Genomic DNA, 19,321 nt, shown 5'->3' with positions numbered 1-19,321 from the left:
GGAAGCGGGACGGAGAAGCCGGACAAGAAGGGAGGCGGGAGCGGATAGGGAGAGGTCGGAACAGGCAAGCAGGAGAACGAGGGTGGTCCAGAAGGGCCGAGATGAAGCCGGAAGGGCGGGAGGCCGGGAGTCCGAGAGAGGCGGCAGGGGCGGGAGACGATCGAGGGAGGTCGAAGAGGAAGCAGCAAGGGCGGGAGGGGTGCAAGCCAGAGAGAGGAAACCCACACCCCGCACAACGCAAGCAAACCACGAAACCCAGCCCCCCACCCCACGTCCCAAGCCGTCTTGATACGCACCACCCACCCCACCGCCAGCAAACCACCCAACCCCACCTGACCCCAGCGAACTGGCCAACCGTCCACGCAGGCCCGCAACCCACCACAGGCTCCGGGAAACAGAACGGGCTGCCAACGAGGAGACGGGTGGGCGGGCGGGACACCCAGCCCACTAACGGGAATAGCAACAGCAGAAGAAGCCGCGCAACGCAAGACAAAACGCACCCCAAGGGCCCGCCCGCCACCACCACAGACAGGCCCCCTCCTCCCCACCTCACGTATGCCGGCGTTTCCCCGGTTCCTGGGTCGGCGGCACCTGTCCCTTCCCCGGCAGCACAGGCTTCGGCAACGTCGCCACCTCGTACTGCGCCAGCGTCAGAGGTCCATGCGTGTCAGGCAGAACCGGCGGCGCAGCAGCCCGGTCCCCGAACCGGAACGCCGACGTCAGGTCCCCGAAGGTGTTGCGCCGCCACTCGGAGATGTTGCTCTCCTGCACCCCGGTCAACTGCTCCAGGAACCGCAGCACCGAGGTGTGGTCGAAGTCTTCGCTGCACACCCAGCCACCCTGGGTCCAGGGCGACACGATCGTCGTGGGCACACGGAATCCGCCACCGATAGGTAACCCGCCCACGAACTCGTCGGCCGTCCCCGCCGGAGGCACAGGCGGCGGCACATGGTCGAACAGACCGTCGTTCTCGTCGTACGTCAGGATGAACGCCGTCTTCCGCCACACCTCCGGGTTCGCGGCGATGGCGTCGATCTTCGACGCCACGAACGCCGCCCCGGCCGCCGGCAGGTAGTCCGGGTGCTCGGACTCCTTCGAAGTGGGGATGATCCACGACACCGTGGGCAGCTGATCATTCACGGCGTCGTACTCGAACTTCCCCGCCGGGTACTTGACCATGCCGTTCTGCCACAGCGGAGAATCCGTCCCAGCCTTTTGGTACTGGCTGAAGAACTCCAAAGCGTTGCAGCCGTAGTTGTCCGCCTGCTGGTACACCTTCCAGCTCACGCCGGCCTCGGTCAGGCGCTCGGGGTAGGTCTTCCACGTGTACGAAGTCCCGCTGTTGTCGAGAGCCGGCCCGCCGCCCAAGCCGTTCGGGTCGTTGGTGCCGGTCATCAGGTAGAAGCGGTTGGGATGGGTGGGCCCCATGATGGAGCAGAAGTACGAGTCGCAGATCGTGAAGGCCTCGGCCAGGGCGAACTGGAAGGGGATGTCGTCACGGGTGTAGTAGCCCATGACGTACGGCCCGTTGGCCCCGTCGGCCTTGCGGTGCGCGGGCAGCCAGTTGTCCATCTTGCCGCCGTTCCACGCGGCGTGCTGGACGCTCCAGGCGTGGCTGGTGGACGGGATGGCCTGGGCGCTGCTTTTGCGGGTGTCGAGGTGGAAGGGCAGCAGGTAGCCGTCGGGGTTGAGGGCGTCGGGCTGGTAGAAGACGGAGCGGCCGGTCGACAGCTGGAGGGCGTTGGGGTCGTTGAAGCCGCGAACCCCGGACATGGTGCCGAAGTAGTGGTCGAAGGACCGGTTCTCCTGCATCAGGATGACCACGTGCTCGATGTCCCGCAACGAGCCGCGACGGTTCGCGGGCTCGGCCGCCATGGCCTTGAGCAGGTTGGGCGGCAGAAGGGTGGAGGTGAGCGCTGCGCCTGCGGCCGCGCCCAGCATGCGACGACGAGTCAGTTCAGCCACTCGTCGCACGCTACCCGCGACCGGGGCAAACGCCGGCCGAATTCTTGTTGCACGGCAAGGAAACGAGCGGTCAGCGGGAGTAGTTCACGTTGATGTCCACGGTCTTCGCGCCGCTGAGGTTCACCGAAGCCATCCGGGCGTCTACTACATGAGCGTAGCTGAGGTTGGCCCCGCCGAGGTTGGCGCCGGTCAGGTCGGCGCCGTCCAGGACCGACCAGCTCAGGTTGGCGTCACCGAAGTCGACGCCGGCCAGGTTGGCGTACACCAGGCTGATGTTGGCCATCTGGGCGTCGTTCAGGCACGCCCCGTGCAGGTCGACAACTGTGCCCAGGTCACCGGCGGGCGAGCGCAGCCGCAGCGCGGACAGCGCCGCCTGCACGTCCCGCCCGACCGGCTGGTCGGCGCAGGGCGCAGTGCCGGCGGTGGAGCGGATGAACGAAGACAACTCGCTGGTCACGGCTGGCTGGTCGCCGGGCGACTCGACGGCGATCCGCTGCAACGCCTGCACGCCCTGGATCCGCACATCGATGTCGGGCGACCGCAACTCCCCCGACGCCGCCGCATGATCGACCCCGACCGCGGTGTGGTCGACCCGGTCCCAGTAGGTCCCGACGAGGATTCCGGCGGCCAGCACGCCGGACACCACCACGACAACCGGCCAGCGGAATGTCTTCACGGCGTCAGCTGCCCGCGTTCCAGCCGCCGCTGCCGGGCCAGCTCGGGGTCGAGCACCGGCACCGCCGCCAGCAGCGACTTGGTGTACGGGTGCGTGGGATTGTCGTACAGCGAGTCGGTCTCGCCGAGCTCCACGACGGCTCCCTTGCTCATCACCGCGACCCGGTCGCTGACCTGCCGCACCACGGCCAGGTCGTGCGCGACGAAGATCAGCGTGAGGTCGAACTCGGTCCGCAGCGAGGCTAGCAGCCGGATGATCTGGGCCTGCGTCGACACGTCGAGCGCGGACACCGGCTCGTCGCACACCAGCAGCTTGGGCCGCAGCCCGATGGCCCGGGCGATGCCGATGCGCTGCCGCTGCCCGCCGGAGAACTCGTGCGGGTAGCGGTCGATCCGGTCTGGGTCGAGCCCGACGAGTTCCAGCAGCTCCCGCACCCGCGCCCGGGAGGCGTCCTCGCCCTGCACGCGCAGCGGGTCGGCGATGCTCTCGCCGATGGTGCGCCGCGGGTTCAGCGAGGACACCGGGTCCTGGAACACCATCTGCAGGTCCCGGCGAACCTCGGCCAGGGCCCGGTCGGACGCGATGTCCCGGCCGTCGAACAGGATCTGCCCCGAGGTGGGCCGCAGCAGCCGCACGATCATCCGGGCCAGGGTGGTCTTGCCGCTGCCGCTCTCCCCCACGACGCCCAGCGCCTCGCCGCGCAGCACGTCCAGGGTGACGCCCTCGACGGCGTTCACCTTGGTCCGGTTCAGGAACGACCCGACGGTGAAGACCTGGTGCACGTCCTTGACCTGCACCAACGGCTCGCCGCCGAGGACCTTCGACTCCCGCGGCTGCTCCAGCCTCGGGATGGCGGCCACCAGTTCTCGCGTGTACGCGGCGGACGGCGCGCCCAGCACCGAGCCGGCCGGCCCGTGCTCGACGGCCCGGCCGTTCTGCATGACCAGCACGTCGTCGACGTTGCCGGCGGCGACGGCGAGGTCGTGGGTGACCAGGATCAGCGCCATCCCGGTCTCCTCGCGCAGATCGTGGATCAGGTCCAGGATCTGCGCCTGCACGGTCACGTCCAGGGCGGTGGTCGGCTCGTCGGCGACCAGTACCTCGGGCGACAGGGCCAGCGCCATGGCGATCAAGGCCCGCTGGCGCATGCCGCCGGAGAACTCGTGCGGGTAGGCCTTCACCCGCCGGGCGGCGTCGGGAATCCCGACACGGTCCAGCACTTCCACCGCACGAGACCAGGCCGCTCGCCGGTCGACCTTGTTGTGGGCCCGGTACACCTCGACGATCTGGTCGCCGACACTGAAGTACGGGTCCAAAGCGGACAGTGGGTCCTGGAACACCATGGCGATCCGGTCGCCCCGCAGCCGCCGCACGTCCTCATTGGACGCCGCAAGCACATCAGTGCCCAACACTTCGACGGCCCCGGTCACCTCAGCATTGCCGCCACGGTGCAAACCCAGCAGGGACAAGGCGGTCGCGCTCTTGCCCGACCCCGACTCCCCCACGATGCCGAGCGCCCGGCCCGCCGCCAGATCGAAGGACAGCCGGTCGACCGCGCGCACCGTGTCGCCCTCGGTGCGGAAGTCGATGACCAGGTCCCGCACGGACACAACGGTTTCGCTCACTGCGGCACCTCGCTAGCGCTCGGTGTCCGCGTTCGCGGACGCACTGCGCTGAATGGTTCGCTCGCAAGCTCGCTCACGACACGCTCACCCTCTTGTCGACCACCGCGTAGAGCAGGTCGGCGACCGTGTTGCACACCACGATGACAAAGCCGATGAGCAGCACCAGCCCGACCACCACCGGCAGGTCGATGTTGCGCACCGCCTGCACGGTGAGCTGGCCGATGCCGGGCAGGCCGAACACCGACTCGGTAAGCACCGACGAGGTGAGGATGGCGGCGATGTCCAGCGCCGCCAACGTGATCAGCGGGCTGAGGGCGCCGCGCAGCGCGTGCCGGCCGATCACCCGCCGTTCCGGCAGGCCGTAGGCCCGGGCGGTGCGGATGTGGTCCTCGGCCAGGGTTTCCAGCATGCCGGCCCGCGACATCCGCACGTAGACCGGCATCGTGGTCAGGGCGAGCACGATCCACGGCAGGATCAGGTTCTGGGCCCACAGCAGCGGGTCCTGGTCGAACGGCACCCAGGTCGGGAACGGCAGCCACTGCAGGTACACGCAGAAGACCATCAGCGCCATCAGGCCGGTGATGAAGATCGGCACCGCCAGCCCGCCGAGCACGAGCGTGTTCACGGCGTGGTCGACCCAGCGGCCCCGGCGCAGCGCGGACAGCACGCCGATGCCGATACCGAAGGACAGCCACAGGATCGCCGCGCCGATCACCAGCGAGCCGGACACCGGCAGCCGGTCCAGGATCATCTGCAGCACGGGTTCGGTGTACTGGAAGGAGTAGCCGAGACAGGGCGCCGCACAGTGCACTGTGGACGGTCCCATGCTGTAGTCCCGGCCGGCGACCAGTCCCTCCAGGAAGTGCCAGTACTGGAGGTACAGCGGCTCGTCCAGGCCGAGGCTGTGCGAGATCAGGGCCAGCCGGTCCGGCGTGCACGCCTTGATCCCGCACACCAACTGGGCCGGATTGGCCGGCATCAGATAGAACAGCAGGTACACCACCGCCGACATGACCAGCAGCACCGCCGCCGCGCCGCCGATGCGGCGCACCGCGTAGCCGAGCACCTCAGCCCGCCTTCCTGGTCAGCCGGGTGGTGCGCGGATCCAGCGCCACCCGGACTCCCTCACCCATCAACGTGAACGACAGCACGGTGAGGAACACCATGAACGCGGGGATCAGCACGTACATCACGTCGCTGCGGAACCACGTGGTCGCGGTGGACAGCATCTGACCCCACGACGAGGTCGGCGGCCGCACACCGACGCCGAGGAAGGACAGCGCCGCCTCAGTGATCACGTTGGTCGGCAGTAGCAACGCCGCGTAGGTGATCACCGGGGCGGCCAGGCCGGGCAGGATCTCCCGGCGCGCGATGCGGAACCCGCCGGCCCCGGACAGCCGCGCCGCCGCGACGAAGTCCCTGGTGCGCAAGGATAATGTCTGCGCGCGACTGATGCGGGCGGTGCCGCCCCAGCCGAGCACGCCGATCACCACCGCCAGCAGCAGCGGCCGCGGGAAGCTGTCCGGCACGATGGTCAGCAGGGCCAGCGAGAAGATGATGACCGGGAACGCGATCGTGATGTCGGCCAGCCGGGTCAGCACCGTGTCCACCAGCTTGCCGGCCAGCCCGGCGGCCACACCGACCAGCACGCCGAGGAAGACCTCGACCACGGTCGCGGACACGGCCACCAGCAACGATATCTGCGCCCCCTGAGCGACGCGGGCGAACAGGTCGCGGCCGGTCTGCGGCTCGACGCCGAGCCAGTGCTGGCCGCTGATGCCGCCCAGCGGCCCGATCGGCACGCCGCCGCGGGCCGAGTCCACCAGGTCGTTGTGGAAGGTGGAGATGTCCTGTCCCTCCAACGCCGTCAGCACGGGGGCTAGCAGCGCGAGCAGCACCAGCAGGCCCGCCACGACCGCGCCGAACACGGCGGCGCGGTCGGTGCGGAACCTGCCCAGAAATACCGGGAAACCCGGTCTGGCCTCGGTCACTTCACGGACACCTGGGACAGGTCGTACACACCGGTCCAGTCACTGACGAAGGCGTTCTTCACGTTCTTGCCGTACAGCCGCAGGTTGGTGGTGTGGAACAGCGGCACCACCGGCGCCTGCTTCATGATCTCCGCGTCGAGCTGGCCCCACTGCTGGGCCGCCTGGTCCGGGTCGGTGATCTTGTTGATCTCGTCGATCTTGGCGTTGACGGCCTTGTCGTCGAAGTGCGCGGTGTTGAAGTTGCCGCCGCCGGCCAGATACTGCCGGCCATCGAAGATCGGAACCAGGAACGGCCCGCCGGACGGCCAGTCCGCGCCCCACTCCTCGACCGCCACCTGCGGCTGGGTCGCCGGGTTGCCCAGCGTCGTCGGGTAGCTGTCGTGGTCGATGCTCTGCAGCTTGACCGTGATGCCGGCCTTCTGGAGCGCGTCCTGCACAGCCGTGGCGACCTTGGGGCCGTCCTGCTCGCTGTCGTCCGAGCGGTGCGCCAGCGTGATGGTGAGGCCGTTGGGGAAGCCCGCCTCGGCCAGCAGCTGCTTGGCCTTGGCCGGGTCGCCTCCTGTGCCGGCCGGGAAGTAGTCGAACGCCTGGTAGCCCATGGTCTTGTTGTTGGGCAGGAAGGTCGTCGCCGGGTAGGCCAGCGAGCTGCCGCCGGCCGCGTTCACCGTGGAGGTGCGGTCGACCGCGTAGCTGAGCGCCTGCCGCACCTTGATGTCGTTGAACGGGGCCTTGGTGTTGTCGAAGGCCAGGTAATACGTGTACGGGAAGCCGCCCTTGGCCACCCGCTTGGCCAGCTCGGGATTGCTGTCCAGCTGCGCGAGCTCGGACGGGCCGAGGTCGGTGTCGGTGGTGACCGCGTTGGCGTCGTTGCCGGTGCCGGTGGACATCCGCTGGTTGATCACGGCCGGGTCCAGGCCGTAGGTGGCCTCGATGCGGTCCGGGCAGGCCAACCGGTTCGGGTCCACGCCCCGCGACCAGTTCGTGTTGCGGACCAGGGCCATGCTCTTGCCCTTGTCATAGGACTCGATCTTGTACGGGCCGCTGGAGATCGGGTGCTTCTCGTAGTCGGCCCCGGTGTCCTTGGCCTTGGGCACCGGCGCGAACTGGGTGGCCGTGGCCAGGTAAGGGAAATCGCCGTGCGGCGAGTTCAGGTGGAACACGATCGTCTTCGCGTCGGGCGTCTCGATCGCGGCGATGCCGTTCGGATCCTTGTACGGGCCCTGGTAGTTCTGCGCGCCGACCAGCCAGTCGTGCAGGTAGGGGGCGCCGCCGGGCAGCTCCGGCGCGAAGCCGCGCTCGATGCCGTACTTGACGTCGGCCGAGGTGATCGGGGTGCCGTCCTCGAACTTGAGACCGTCGCGCAGGTGGTAGGTCCAGACGGTGGCGTCGGCGTTGGGCTCGCCGGTGTCGGTGGCCAGGTCGGGAGCGACCTTCGCGCCGTCCGCGCCGGCCTTGCGGGTCCGGGTGGTCAGCGTGCGGAACAGCAGCGACGGGATGTTGCCGCCGCCGGAGGTGTAGAGCCGGGCCGGGTCCAGGTGCGAGCCGGCGTCGGCCTGGTTGAGGATCTCCAGCGTGCCGCCCTGGCAGGTGTTCGGGTCGAACGGTGTGGCTGCGCCTTGGCTGCCACCGCCACCACACGCGGTCACGGTCCCGGCGACCAGCGCGCCGGCGAGCAGCAGGGAAGGTCGTCGCCACGTCATCGGTGTTCCCCCACCTCGGGTGTCGATCTGTGCACGGATGGTCGCAGACCCTAGCCGCCGAAAACATCCGTCGATCGACGGTCCACCCCTTGAGACGAGGGCTTGTCGCAACTATCTTGCAGTAAGGATCGAAACAGGGGAGGGCCCATGACCAGCACGGATGTTGTCGAACCGGCCGTCGCGACGGCCTGGCTGCGCCGCTGGGACGCGCAGCAGGAGCACTACATCGCCGACCGTGAGCTACGTTTCACAGTGATCGGCGACGTTCTCGCGGACACGCTCAGCCAGCACTCGTCGCCCACCGTGCTCGACCTGGGCTGCGGTCCCGGCTCGCTGGCCACCCGGCTGGCCGACCGGCTGCCGGCCGCCCACTTCGTGGGAATCGACACCGACCCGCTGCTGCTGGCCTTCGCCCGCGCCACCGCCCCGTCGGCGGTGCGCTTCGTCGAGGCCCGGCTGGGCGTGCCCGGGTGGACGGATTCGCTCCAGCTCAACGGCAAAGTCCAGGCGGCGGTGTCCACGACGGCGCTGCACTGGCTGTCCGAGGACGGGCTCCGCCAGCTCTACCGGGACCTGGCCGACCTGATCGAGCCCGGCGGCGTGCTCGTCGACGGTGACCATTTCGTGGACGACCAACCGCGGCTGCACGAACTGCAGAAGGTGGTGCGACGGGACCGCGCGCGCCGACAGGGCGTGATCGAGAACGAGGACTGGCAGCAGTGGTGGGCCGCCGTCGAGGCCGAGGAAACGTTTGCCGACCTGCTGGCCCAGCGGCGGGAGCGGGCCGTGCCGTCCGACAACCACGGCGTCGGCGCACGGTTGGACGTGCACCTGAAGTTGCTCCGGGAGGCCGGGTTCCGCGAGGTCGGCACAGTCTGGCAGTCCGGTGACGATCGGGTGCTGGTGGCCGTTCGATAGTTGAAAAGGTTCTCGGTTGTCGCCTAGGTTTCCGCACATGAGCGAGCTGATCAGCCTGGCGGCGAACGGGACGGGTCTGGTCGTGGAGGCCGGCCCCGGGCTGCCCCGCGTGCTGCACTGGGGCGCCGACCTGGGGCCGGTCGACGGCGACTTCGTGCTCGCCGCCACGCCGGGCGTGCCGCCGAGTTCGGTGGACTCCCCGATCCGGCTGACCCTGCTGCCGTCCGAACAGGAGGGTTGGCTGGGCCGGCCCGGCACGTCCGGGCACCGCGAGGGGGCGTGGCCGCACGTGCGGCCGGAGCTGGTCGCGCCGATCGCCGTGGACGGCAACTCGCTGAGCTTCACCGCCGCCGATCCCGTTGCCGGCGTTGAGTTCCGCGTCGAACTACACCTCGACCCGCAGGGCGTGCTGCGGGTGCGGCAGGAGGTCGTGAACACCGGGTCCGACACGTGGACCGTGGACGCGCTGCGGCTGCTGCTGCCGGTGCCCACGCACGCCACCGAACTACTGGACCTCACCGGCCGCTGGTGCCGCGAGCGGTCGCCGCAGCGTAGCCCGTTCCTGCACGGCCTGCGGGCGCGGGAAAGCCGCCGCGGCCGCACCGGTCACGACGCGACCGGACTGCTTGTGGCCGGCACCGACGGTTTCGGCTTCCGGCACGGCGAGGTGTGGGGCGTGCACCTGGCCTGGAGCGGCAACCACGAGCACTTCGCCGAGCGGCTGGCCGAGGGCGTCGGCGTGCTCGGCGCGGCGGAACTGCTTGGCCCAGGCGAGATCCGGCTCGCGCCCGGCGAGTCCTACGCCACCCCGTGGGCGTTCTTCGTCTGGTCCGACCACGGTCTGGACGGGCTCTCCGAGCGGCTGCACTCCTGGATGCGGGCCCGCCCAACGCATCCAAGAACGCCGCGACCGGTCGTTCTCAACACGTGGGAAGCGGTTTACTTCAACCACGACCTGGACCGGCTCAAGGCGCTGGCCGACCGGGCCGCCGAGATCGGCGTCGAACGCTTCGTGCTCGACGACGGCTGGTTCCTGCACCGCCGCGACGACTCCGCCGGCCTCGGCGACTGGTACGTCGACCCGCAGGTGTGGCCGGACGGCCTGACGCCGCTGGTGGATTACGTGCGGGGCAAGGGAATGCAGTTCGGGCTGTGGTTCGAGCCGGAGATGGTCAACCCCGACTCCGACCTGGCCCGGGCCCACCCGGACTGGCTGCTGGTGGCCGAGGGCCGCCCGGCCCGGCCGTGGCGGCGGCAGCAGGTGCTCGACCTGGCCCGGCCCGAGGTCTTCGACTATCTGTTGGAGCGCCTGGATTCCCTCGTCGCCGAGTACCGCATCGACTACATCAAGTGGGACCACAACCGGGACCTGCTGGAGGCCGTGCCCGGTGTGCACGGCCAGACCGCGGCCGTCTACCGGCTGCTGGACGAGCTGCGCTCGCGGCACCCGGCCCTGGAGATCGAGTCCTGCTCCTCCGGCGGCGCCCGGGTGGATCTCGGCATCCTGGCCCACACCGACCGGGTGTGGGCCTCGGACACCAACGATGCCGTTGAGCGGCAACGGATCCAGCGCTGGATGGGGCTGCTGGTGCCGCCGGAGCTGATCGGCAGCCACGTCGGGCCGCCGCAGGCCCACACCACCGGCCGGGTCGCCGAGCTGCCGTTCCGCTGCGCCACCGCGCTGTTCGACCACGCCGGCCTGGAGTGGGACCTGACCGGCCTGTCCGAGGACGAGCTGGCCCAGCTCACCGCGTGGATCGCTGTGTACAAGCGGCTCCGGCCGCTGCTGCACGGCGGCGTGACCGTCCGGGCCGATCACACCGATCACGGTTCGCTGGTGCATGGTGTGGTCGGCGATGGGCACGCCGTTTTCGCTTACGCCCGGCTGGAAACCTCCCCGGACGCGGTGCCGGCCCGGCTGCGCTTCCCCGGCCTGGACCCCGACCGCCGGTACACGGTGCGGGCCCTGCCCGACCTCGCCCCGGCCGCCGGCCGCTTCGCCCAGCAGACCCCGTGGATCGCCGACGGCGTCACCCTCACCGGTGCCGTGTTGGCCCAGGTCGGCGTGCAACCCCCACTCCTGGGACCCGGCCAGGCCATGGTCTTCGAACTGACAACCACCTGACCCCGGCGAGTCCCGCTCTCAGGCAACCATGATGCGAGTTCGGAACTCGACATTCAGTGGCCTGAGAGCGGGACTCGCGAGGGTTTGGATTTCACGCCGACTTGACGCCTGCCTTCACTCGCTCGTAACCTGGGTCCTGCCGCGCATGAAAAGGTTTACATCCGATTCACGCTCGGAGGGATCATGGTTCGTCGTCCACTGTGGATAGTCACCATCGCGATCTCCCTGCTGGTCGCGGTCTTCACCGCCCCGGCGTCCCAGGCTGCCAAGGCCGGCAACCCCTACAACGACCCGAACCTCGTCTCCATGTTCGACGGCACGACCCTGGACGGCTGGACCTCGCAGGCCGCGGGCCAGTGGTCGGCCAAGGACGGCGTCATCCACGGCAACGGCACCTCGCGGGGCTGGCTGTACTACAACAAGCAGCAGGTCGGCACCTTCCGCTGGATCTTCAACGTTCGCCAGGTGAAGGGCAACCACGCGCCGACCGTGCTGATCTGGGGCACCACCAACCCGATCCGCGACGCGCTGAGCGCCATCCAGTTCCAGCCGCCCAACGGCGGCCACTGGGACTACCGCCCCGGCAAGAACAACGGCGGCGGCAGCCTGTTCAAGCAGCTCCCGCACACCAAGTGGGACGTGAAGACCTGGAGCCAGTGCGAGCTGATCGGCAACCAGGCCACCGGCGTCGCGCGGATGGCCTGCTGCCCGCTCAAGGGCACCGCCACCACCTGCAAGGGCACCGAGGTGCTGGACTTCACCGACAAGACGGCCGGCCAGGTCGGCCCGCTGGCGCTGCAGGTGCACAACAGCGGCATCCAGGACGAGTACCGCAGCCTGTACGTCGAGTCCCCGGTGGTGACCAGCCCCGACAAGTTCATCACCACGAGCTGAAAAAGCGTTGGCCACAGGCGCGCCGGCGGACTACTGTCGCCGGCGCGCCCTTCGGCGACGACAAGGAGGTGGGAGCGATGGTCACTCGACTGTTCACGTGCTCCCACCGGGACTCCAGGGCGTGACTCGGGAGCACAACACCAACTCCCGGAGCATTTCATGTCTGATCTGATCGTCCGGCCGCTCGTGGCCGGCGAGGAGTCCCTGTTCGACTCGCTGCCCGACCCCATGCTGGTCGGCTACGGCGCGTTCGGCACCACCTACGCCACCGGCAACTACCGTCCAGAGTGGACCTGGGTGGCGCTGCGTGACGGCGTGGTCGTGGCGCGGGCGGTATGGTGGGCCGGCCCCGAGGACACCGAGCCGAAAGCGTTGGACTGGTTCGACTTCACCGACGCCGACGCGGCCGTGCACCTGCTGCGCACCGCGCCGTTCCACGTCGAGTACTCGCTGCCGCTGCCGGCGAACTGGCGCGACGATCCGGCGGTGCACGCCGCGGCCACGGCCCGTCTCGACGCGGCGCAGGCCGCCGGCATGACGTTCCTGGTCGAGCGATACACCTACCGCTGGACCCCCGACTGCGGCCTGCCGGAACGCCCCGCACGACTGGAGTTCCGCCCCGAACCCGACGACGACGTCATCTTCGAGGTCTTCCGCCGGGTCAACGCGACCAGCGTCGACGCGCACGTCCGGCGGACCATCGCCGAGAGGGGCCTGGACGCCTCCGCCCAGGAGGACCTCGACTTCCTGCGCTGGATGCCCAGTCCGCGCGAGTGGTGGCGGCTGGCCTACACGTCCGACGGCGAACTCGTCGGGCTGGCCGCGCCCTGCTACCACTACAGCGCCCACGTCGTCGGCTACATCGCGGTCGTGCCGGAGCAGCGCGGCCACAGCTATTCCTACGACCTGCTGGCCGAGACCACGCACATGCTGGCCGCCGAGGGCGCGGAGAAGATCGCCGCCGGCACCGACGTGGCCAACACGCGGATGGCCAAGACCTTCGCCCGGGCCGGCTATCCGGTCGCACACCGGCGGATAGATCTTCTGCCGTAACCACTGCGGGCACACGTCGGGATCCGTACGATCCGAATTTGTGCGGATCCCGATCCTGCTGACAGCCACGGTGCTCGCCACCTCGATCCTGGCCACGCCGTCGGTGCAGTCGCCGGACACCCCCGGCCCCCGGTTCGCCTGGCCGACCTCGGCCAGCGCGAACGGGCGGTACCTGCTGGACCAGGTCGGCCGGCCGTACCTGATCTCCGGCGACTCGCCGCAGGGCCTGTTCGTCACGATGTCGCAGGAGCAGGCCGAGGACTACTTCGCCGACCGCCGGGCCGGCGGCTTCAACTCGCTGTGGATCAACTCGCTGGTGCCGCCGGACCAGGGCGGCCACCCCGGCGACGCCACCTTCGACGGCATCACGCCGTTCACCAAGGCGGGTGACATGTCCACGCCGAACCCGGCCTACTGGGACCGGGTCGAGGACATGGTGGCCGCCGCCCGGGACGACGGGCTGACCATCTGGCTCACCCCGGTCGAGACCTGCGGGCACCTACAGTTGTTGCGGGACAACGGAGTCGACAAGGCGCACGCGTTCGGGCAGTTCCTGGGCAAGCGATTCGTCAAGTATCCCAACATCGTCTGGTTCAACGGCTGCGACCTGCAGACCTGGCAGGACCCGAACGACCGGGCCCTGACCCAGGCGGTGGCCCGCGGCCTCAAGGAGACCGATCCGGACCACCTGCAGACCGTGGAGCTCAACTACCTCAGCAGCGGTTCGCTCGACGACCCGACTTGGCGGCAGTACATCCAGCTCGACTCGGCGTACACCTACTACCCGACCTACGCCCAGGTGCTCAAGGAGTACAACCGCCCCGACCCGCTGCCGGTGTACATGGTCGAGGCCAACTACGAGGACGAGCACGACTACACCGGCCCGAAGACGTTGCGGCGCCAGGAGTACTGGACGATGACCAGCGGCGCCACCGGCCAGCTCTACGGCAGCACCTGGACCTGGCAGTTCAAGCCGGGCTGGGAGGACCACGTGGACACCCAGAGCACCCGCGAGTTCAAGCTGATGACCGACCTGTTCGGCTCCAGCCGCTGGTACGACCTGGTTCCCGACCAGGACCACACGTTCCTGGTCGACGGCTACGGAACCCCGAACACCGTGGGTTCGGTCAACGACAACGACTACGCCACCGCCGCGCGCACCGACGACGGGCGGCTGGCCGTGATCTACCTGCCCACCTCGCGCAAGATCACCGTGGACATGTCCACGATGCGGCCCGGCGCGGTGGCGTTCTGGTACGACCCGACCGACGGCCGCTACCGGCTGGCCGACCCGCCGATCGGCCGCGGCGACGTCTCCTTCACGCCGCCCGGCCCCAACCACGGCGGGGACGACGACTGGGTGCTGCGGATCGCCGCGTTCGGCTGACAGTTCGGGTGGCGCCGAACCGTGCCGTGCCTAGGCTCTCCGCCATGACCTTCCGAGAGCTGCACCGAAGCGGGTTTTTCGTGCTGCCCAACGCCTGGGACCCGGCGTCGGCGCGGCTGCTGTCGACGCTGCCCGGGGTGCCGGCGCTCGGCACCACCAGCGCTGGCGTCGCCGCCGCGCTCGGACTCCCCGACGGCCAGCGCATGCCCCTGGCCACGATGCTCAGGGCCGTGGCCGCGATCGTCGAGTTCTCGGCGGTGCCGGTGTCCGCCGACCTGGAGGGTGGCTACGGCGACGTGCGGGCGACCATTCGGGCCGCCGTGGATGTCGGCGTGGTCGGCGTCAACATCGAGGACGTGCGGTATCCCGACGGCGTCATGTGGAGCGCCGACGAGGCCGCCGACCGCATCGCCGCGGCCCGTTCGGTCGACGCCGACCTGGTGATCAACGCCCGTACCGACGAATGGTGGTCCGGCGACCGCCGATTCGACGAGGGGGTGGCCCGGCTGCGGCGATTTCTGGACGCCGGCGCCGATTGCCTGTTCGTTCCCGGCCTACCCGAGGAGCTCATCCCCGACCTCGTCGCCGCGCTGCCCGGGGCCGCGATCAACGTGCTCGCCTCCCCCACCCTGCCGTCGCTGGAGTCCCTGGCGAACATGGGGGTCCGTCGCGTCTCCACCGGCTCCTCGCTGGCCCGGCTGGCCTGGGGCGCCGCCCGCGACGCCCTCACCGGCGTGCTCGGCGGTGCGGGCTTCGGCGGCCTCGCCGGCAACCTCAGCTACGGCGAGCTGACCGAGGCACTCGATGGCCGCAATTGACCCGTGACCTTTGTTTGACATCATTCCGCCCGAACCATTAGGGGGGAATGACCATGGACCAGGAGTCCATCGAGCCGGCGCGCGGTCAGCACGCGCCGGAGGACCCGATCGCCGAGCCGGCCAGATACGACAGCCCGGCCGCGTCGGAGGCGGAGCCAAGACCGGCGACCGCCGAAGCACCGCGGCAAACGCCGGTTTCCGACGCACCGCAGAACACCGAGCAACCCACAGCAGCCGAACTGCCGCAAATCCAGTGGCAGCCCACCTACCAGCCGCCGAGCAATTGGCAGCACATGACCGGCGCACCGCAGCAGGCCTGGCAGCCGGGCCCCGGGCAGCCGCAGGCCGGATGGCAGCAGCCGGCCGCGCCGGTCGCGAACCTGCCGCAGAGCACATGGCAGCCGGGGGTTGCCGGGCCCCAGCCGACCGGCCAGTTCCCGCCGATGGCGCCGATGCCGACCGTCGTGCAGCAGGTGTGGCCCGCGCCGGCGGAGCCGTGGCATCCGCCGCTCGTGGCGAACGCGGACCTGCCACCGGGATGGCACGCGCCGCTGCGCACGGACCTGGTGCCGGTGCCGCCGCGCAAGCGCCGCAGCAAGCGGCTGGTGGTGATCACGGCCGCCGTGGTGGTGCTGCTGGTCGCGGGCGTCACGACGTGGCTGGTGTGGCCGCCGGACCGCAGCCCGTTCGAGCAGGCGGTGGCCAACCTGGCCGCGCAGCCGGTGGCCAACTACCGCGCCGACCTGCCGGACGGCAGCCAGTTCGACGGCCGCGTCACCAACCAGGGCGACGCGATCGGCACGATGACCGGCGGCGGCCTCAAGTTCCCGTTCCTGGTCGCCAACGGCAAGCTGTACGTGCAGCTGTCCAGCGGCCTGATCCCGCCCGGTCTCGAAGGCCGGCTGCCGTCCGGCGTGAGCCTGAAGAACCGGTGGGCCACCGGCGACCTTGGCGACCTGTCGCCGCTGCTCAAGCAGGACGTGACGCCGTCGGCGATCGCCGGCGTGCTGCGCGATCAGGTCACCAAAACCGACAAGCTGCCGACACCCGACAACTACGACGGCACCACCGTCAACAACGTCGAGGTGCTCAAGGCCGACACCCCGGACGGCACGCTGTACGTGGCCAAGAACCAGCCGTACCGGGTGGTGCGCTGGATCGACAAGACCACCAGGAAGGCCGCCGCCGCGTTCGGCAACCCCGGGCACAAGCTCCAGCTCAACGGCGCCCGCGCCTCGTACACCGGGCTGGGCACGGCCACCTTCACCGAGATGAACGACGACTTCGCCGACCAGACCTACGACGAGATGGAAACCGACATCGGCCAGCTCGGCGACGCCATCAACACCGACGTGCACCTGACCAAGGGCGACATCGTCCAGAACAACGACTCCCTCGACAAGTGCGTGCAGACCGGCTGCTCGGTCACCGCGCACTTCACCGCGTCGCCCCGGTCCAGCGCCAACGTGCCGGCCCAGGTGTCGGTGCAGATGAACGCCGACGTCTTCCTGAACGACCTGCCGGCCGGCTCGTGCAGCTCCACCACCACCATCGCCTCCACCGGCGTGGCCACCCTCAGCTGCGTCGACAAGGACATGAAGGGCCCGTTCGACGAGGCCAGCGCCAAGGCCAAGGCCGACGCGCAGGCCCACGCCATCGGCGGCTACTACTCGTGGATCGTGCAGGCCAAGGTCTCCATCTACGCCGTGCCGCTGGCCGCGGTCGACACCGTGGCCGAGGGCAAGCGGATGGAGTCCTACCGGCCCGACCACGCCTGCGGCTGGACCGACAAGGGCGGCGCCGGCCGGGATCCCAAGACCCTCGACGGGGACTTCACCGCCCGGTTCGACACGGCCCGGTTCCCCGACTTCGAGCTCCACGTCTTCCGCAACGGCAAGTTCTACGGCGACTTCGGCCCCAGCGGCTGGTTCGCCAAGAACGGCGGGAGGGTGCCGACCGACGTGCCCGCGACGCTGGCCACGGAGCTGAAGACCCTCGCCGTCACGTTCATGCGGGCCCAGGGCACCCTCAAGGACGGCGACAACACCGACGGCGACAACTGGAAACGCCCAGCCCCACAGTGCTGATGGACCGAGGGCTGATGGACCGAGGGTTAGGCCACGACTGACAAGGCCTTCGGCACGCACTCGACGGTGAGCGGCAGCTCGCGTTGCCGCTCACCGTCGGCGTACCCGATCCAGTCGTTGCCGGCGATGGCCACCGAACTGGCCCGCAGGGTGGTCACCACCGGGTGGTCGACGTGCCGGCCGGTGCGCAGCTTGGGCAGGATCCGCATCAGCTCGGCCCGCCCGGCCCGACCGGCGATGGTGACGTCGAGCAGGCCGTCGCCGGGGTCGGCGTCGGGGCAGATGGGCACGCCGCCGCCGTAGAACGGGGTGTTGCCGATGGCGACGAGGGTGGCCTCCAGCTCGACCTCGCCGCCCGGGGTGCGCACAGTGAGCGGCCGGGAGCGCAGCTGGGCCAACTCCATCACGATGGCGAGGTCGTAGCGGCGAGGGCCGCGGGGCCAGCGCATGCGGTTCACGCGCTCGTTGACGGCGGAGTCGAAGCCGGCGCACAGCACGGTGCCGAACCAGGCCCCACGCTGCACGCGCCCCAGGTCGATGGCCCGCCGGCGGCCGCTGCGCAGCGCCTCGACGACACGGTCCAGGCTCAGGTCGAGGGCCCGGGCGAAGTCGTTGCCGGTGCCGGCGGGGATGACCGCGAGGGCGGTCTCGGTGCCGGCGCAGGCCTGCACGCCGGCATGGGCGGCGCCGTCGCCGCCGAGCACCGCCAGCACCTCGACCCCGTCGCGAACGGCCTTGTGCGCCAAGCGAATGGTGCCCTCGGCGTCGGAGGCGACCAACAGCTGGACGTCACCGCAAGCCTCGCGAAGCCGGCTCGCCACGGTGCCGGCGACCCGCCCGGCCGCGCCGAGCCCGGCCGCCGGGCACACCAGCAGCGCTACCGTCACGTGGCGTCTTCGTCGAAGGTGGTGGCCTTGACCTCGGACGCCGGGGTCGCCTGCTCGGGCTTCGGGTCGTAGTTGAGCGGCGAGGCCTCGTCGTCGGACAGGCCCTCCCACTCGTTGTCCTTGACCTTCTTGCGGTCGTTCAGCCGGGAGATCTGCACCGCCAGCTCGAACAGCAGGGTCAGCGAGCCGGCCAGCACGCACATGGAGATCGGGTCCTGGCCCGGGGTGACCACGGCGGCGAAGCAGAACAGGCCGAAGATGATGCCGCGGCGCCAGCGCCTCAGCTTCTCGTACGGGAGGATGCCGACCTTGTTCAGCATCACCACCAGTAGCGGCAGCTCGAAGCTGATGCCGAAGATCACCAGCAGCGCCAGGATGAACGAGATGTACTTGTCGGCGGTCAGCGCCGTCAGGAACTCGCTGGAGCTGATGCTGGACAACACGGTCAGGGCCTCGGGCGCGACCAGGTAGGCCAGCACCGCGCCGCCGACGAACAGCACCACCGCGCAGGCGACGAAGATCCGCGCGAACTTCTTCTCCTTGGAGTAGAGGCCCGGCGTGATGAACGCCCACAGGTGGTACAGCCACATCGGGCTGAACAGCACGGCGCCGACCGCGATGCCGACCTGCAAGCGCACCATGAAGCCCTCGAACGGGCCGCTGGCCAGCAGCTTGCCCTCGGTGCCCGGCAGCTTCAGGCCCGACGGGATCCGCTCGTACGGCCCGATCAGCAGGTTGCCCAGCGTCGGAATGGGCCAGGGGGCCGTCTCGAACCAGACGAAGCCGATGATCGCGCCGATGGCGATGCCGAGCATGGCCATGCCGAGCCGATACCGCAGCTCGTACAGGTGCTCCATCAGCGTCATCGTGCCGTCGGGATTCTGCCGACGGCTGCGACGACGCCGCTTGCTCTTGCGTTCGGTCTTCTTCTCGGACGTCACCGATGCCGCCCCTCAGCGTCCGCCGCCACGTCGGCGACCCGTTGCTCTGCCCCGATCCTACGGCGTTGGGCCAGCGCCACCCCCAGCGCGGCGACCCGGGCCCGGATCAGGCCCCGCCGATCGGCGATGTCGGCCCCCGCCCGCGCCGCCGTGGCCTTGAGCAGGGTGACCTTGCGCCGGGTCCGCAGCAGCGTGCGGACCAGCAGCGCGAGGGCCAGCAGGATCACCAACGCGGCGATGACGTACAACACGTG

Annotated in this window: 16 protein-coding genes; 7 read left to right on the top strand and 9 right to left on the bottom strand. The window is 69.8% G+C overall.

The window, feature by feature from the left end:
* Nucleotides 1-549: 549 nt before the first annotated feature.
* The 6 genes from JJ691_RS05435 to JJ691_RS05410 form a co-directional block, all read right to left on the bottom strand.
* On the bottom strand, nucleotides 550-1,965 hold the full coding sequence (locus tag JJ691_RS05435) for a phosphocholine-specific phospholipase C (RefSeq protein WP_249227701.1): 1,416 nt from the start codon (nucleotides 1,963-1,965) through the stop codon (nucleotides 550-552).
* 70 nt (nucleotides 1,966-2,035) lie between these two features.
* Nucleotides 2,036-2,641, bottom strand: a complete 606-nt coding sequence (locus JJ691_RS05430; RefSeq protein ID WP_211767695.1) for a pentapeptide repeat-containing protein — start codon at nucleotides 2,639-2,641, stop codon at nucleotides 2,036-2,038.
* Nucleotides 2,638-4,266, bottom strand: a complete 1,629-nt coding sequence (locus tag JJ691_RS05425) for an ABC transporter ATP-binding protein (protein ID WP_211767694.1) — start codon at nucleotides 4,264-4,266, stop codon at nucleotides 2,638-2,640. The genes JJ691_RS05430 and JJ691_RS05425 overlap by 4 nt, the downstream gene beginning before the upstream one ends.
* Nucleotides 4,267-4,339: 73 nt before the next feature.
* The gene (locus JJ691_RS05420) at nucleotides 4,340-5,332 is read right to left on the bottom strand and encodes an ABC transporter permease (RefSeq protein ID WP_211767693.1); all 993 of its coding nucleotides are present in this window, start codon (nucleotides 5,330-5,332) and stop codon (nucleotides 4,340-4,342) included.
* Nucleotide 5,333: 1 nt separating this feature from the next.
* On the bottom strand, nucleotides 5,334-6,257 hold the full coding sequence (locus JJ691_RS05415) for an ABC transporter permease (protein WP_249227700.1): 924 nt from the start codon (nucleotides 6,255-6,257) through the stop codon (nucleotides 5,334-5,336).
* Nucleotides 6,254-7,957, bottom strand: a complete 1,704-nt coding sequence (locus tag JJ691_RS05410) for an ABC transporter substrate-binding protein (protein WP_211767692.1) — start codon at nucleotides 7,955-7,957, stop codon at nucleotides 6,254-6,256. The genes JJ691_RS05415 and JJ691_RS05410 overlap by 4 nt, the downstream gene beginning before the upstream one ends.
* 147 nt (nucleotides 7,958-8,104) lie before the next feature.
* On the opposite strand from JJ691_RS05410, the gene JJ691_RS05405 reads away from it, so the two are divergent.
* The 7 genes from JJ691_RS05405 (at nucleotide 8,105) to JJ691_RS05375 (ending at nucleotide 17,239) form a co-directional block, all read left to right on the top strand.
* Nucleotides 8,105-8,875, top strand: coding sequence for a class I SAM-dependent methyltransferase (locus tag JJ691_RS05405; RefSeq protein ID WP_211767691.1), 771 nt, complete (start codon nucleotides 8,105-8,107; stop codon nucleotides 8,873-8,875).
* A gap of 37 nt (nucleotides 8,876-8,912) precedes the next feature.
* Complete coding sequence (locus JJ691_RS05400; protein WP_211767690.1) at nucleotides 8,913-11,000, top strand: alpha-galactosidase; 2,088 nt, start codon at nucleotides 8,913-8,915, stop codon at nucleotides 10,998-11,000.
* Between the two features lie 183 nt (nucleotides 11,001-11,183).
* Complete coding sequence (locus JJ691_RS05395) at nucleotides 11,184-11,894, top strand: 3-keto-disaccharide hydrolase (RefSeq protein WP_211767689.1); 711 nt, start codon at nucleotides 11,184-11,186, stop codon at nucleotides 11,892-11,894.
* A 159-nt stretch (nucleotides 11,895-12,053) separates the two neighbouring features.
* Nucleotides 12,054-12,947 (top strand): GNAT family N-acetyltransferase, encoded by an 894-nt coding sequence (locus tag JJ691_RS05390; protein ID WP_211767688.1) that lies wholly within the window; start codon nucleotides 12,054-12,056, stop codon nucleotides 12,945-12,947.
* Between the two features lie 40 nt (nucleotides 12,948-12,987).
* Nucleotides 12,988-14,334 (top strand): apiosidase-like domain-containing protein, encoded by a 1,347-nt coding sequence (locus tag JJ691_RS05385; protein ID WP_211767687.1) that lies wholly within the window; start codon nucleotides 12,988-12,990, stop codon nucleotides 14,332-14,334.
* Between the two features lie 44 nt (nucleotides 14,335-14,378).
* A complete protein-coding gene (locus JJ691_RS05380; RefSeq protein WP_211767686.1) occupies nucleotides 14,379-15,152 on the top strand; it encodes an isocitrate lyase/PEP mutase family protein in 774 nt (257 codons plus the stop codon).
* A 53-nt stretch (nucleotides 15,153-15,205) separates the two neighbouring features.
* Nucleotides 15,206-17,239 (top strand): hypothetical protein, encoded by a 2,034-nt coding sequence (locus tag JJ691_RS05375; RefSeq protein WP_211767685.1) that lies wholly within the window; start codon nucleotides 15,206-15,208, stop codon nucleotides 17,237-17,239.
* Nucleotides 17,240-17,265: 26 nt separating this feature from the next.
* Here the strand turns inward: JJ691_RS05375 and JJ691_RS05370 are convergent, their stop codons facing one another.
* The 3 genes from JJ691_RS05370 to JJ691_RS05360 are packed head-to-tail and all read right to left on the bottom strand — an operon-like array spanning nucleotide 17,266 to nucleotide 19,318.
* On the bottom strand, nucleotides 17,266-18,126 hold the full coding sequence (locus JJ691_RS05370) for a diacylglycerol/lipid kinase family protein (protein WP_211767684.1): 861 nt from the start codon (nucleotides 18,124-18,126) through the stop codon (nucleotides 17,266-17,268).
* Nucleotides 18,123-19,067 carry a twin-arginine translocase subunit TatC gene (gene tatC, locus JJ691_RS05365; protein ID WP_249227699.1) on the bottom strand — a complete coding sequence of 315 codons (945 nt, stop codon included), beginning with the start codon at nucleotides 19,065-19,067 and terminating at the stop codon, nucleotides 18,123-18,125. The genes JJ691_RS05370 and tatC overlap by 4 nt, the downstream gene beginning before the upstream one ends.
* On the bottom strand, nucleotides 19,064-19,318 hold the full coding sequence (locus tag JJ691_RS05360) for a hypothetical protein (RefSeq protein ID WP_211767683.1): 255 nt from the start codon (nucleotides 19,316-19,318) through the stop codon (nucleotides 19,064-19,066). Before JJ691_RS05360 ends, tatC begins: the two co-directional genes overlap by 4 nt.
* Nucleotides 19,319-19,321 lie beyond the last annotated feature (3 nt).

Origin of the sequence: Kutzneria sp. CA-103260, from assembly GCF_018263855.1 — a bacterium.
GTDB lineage: Bacteria > Actinomycetota > Actinomycetes > Mycobacteriales > Pseudonocardiaceae > Kutzneria.
Note: the sequence above shows the minus strand (reverse complement) of the source record. Positions and strands in the feature narration are given on the sequence as shown.

What these genes read in the sequence shown, in the direction of transcription:
- JJ691_RS05410 (WP_211767692.1), bottom strand. Translation starts at nt 7,957, where the DNA reads ATGACGTGGCGACGACCTTCCCTGCTGCTCGCCGGCGCGCTGGTCGCC.
- JJ691_RS05405 (WP_211767691.1), top strand. Translation starts at nt 8,105, where the DNA reads ATGACCAGCACGGATGTTGTCGAACCGGCCGTCGCGACGGCCTGGCTG.
- JJ691_RS05400 (WP_211767690.1), top strand. Translation starts at nt 8,913, where the DNA reads ATGAGCGAGCTGATCAGCCTGGCGGCGAACGGGACGGGTCTGGTCGTG.
- JJ691_RS05395 (WP_211767689.1), top strand. Translation starts at nt 11,184, where the DNA reads ATGGTTCGTCGTCCACTGTGGATAGTCACCATCGCGATCTCCCTGCTG.
- JJ691_RS05390 (WP_211767688.1), top strand. Translation starts at nt 12,054, where the DNA reads ATGTCTGATCTGATCGTCCGGCCGCTCGTGGCCGGCGAGGAGTCCCTG.
- JJ691_RS05380 (WP_211767686.1), top strand. Translation starts at nt 14,379, where the DNA reads ATGACCTTCCGAGAGCTGCACCGAAGCGGGTTTTTCGTGCTGCCCAAC.
- JJ691_RS05375 (WP_211767685.1), top strand. Translation starts at nt 15,206, where the DNA reads ATGGACCAGGAGTCCATCGAGCCGGCGCGCGGTCAGCACGCGCCGGAG.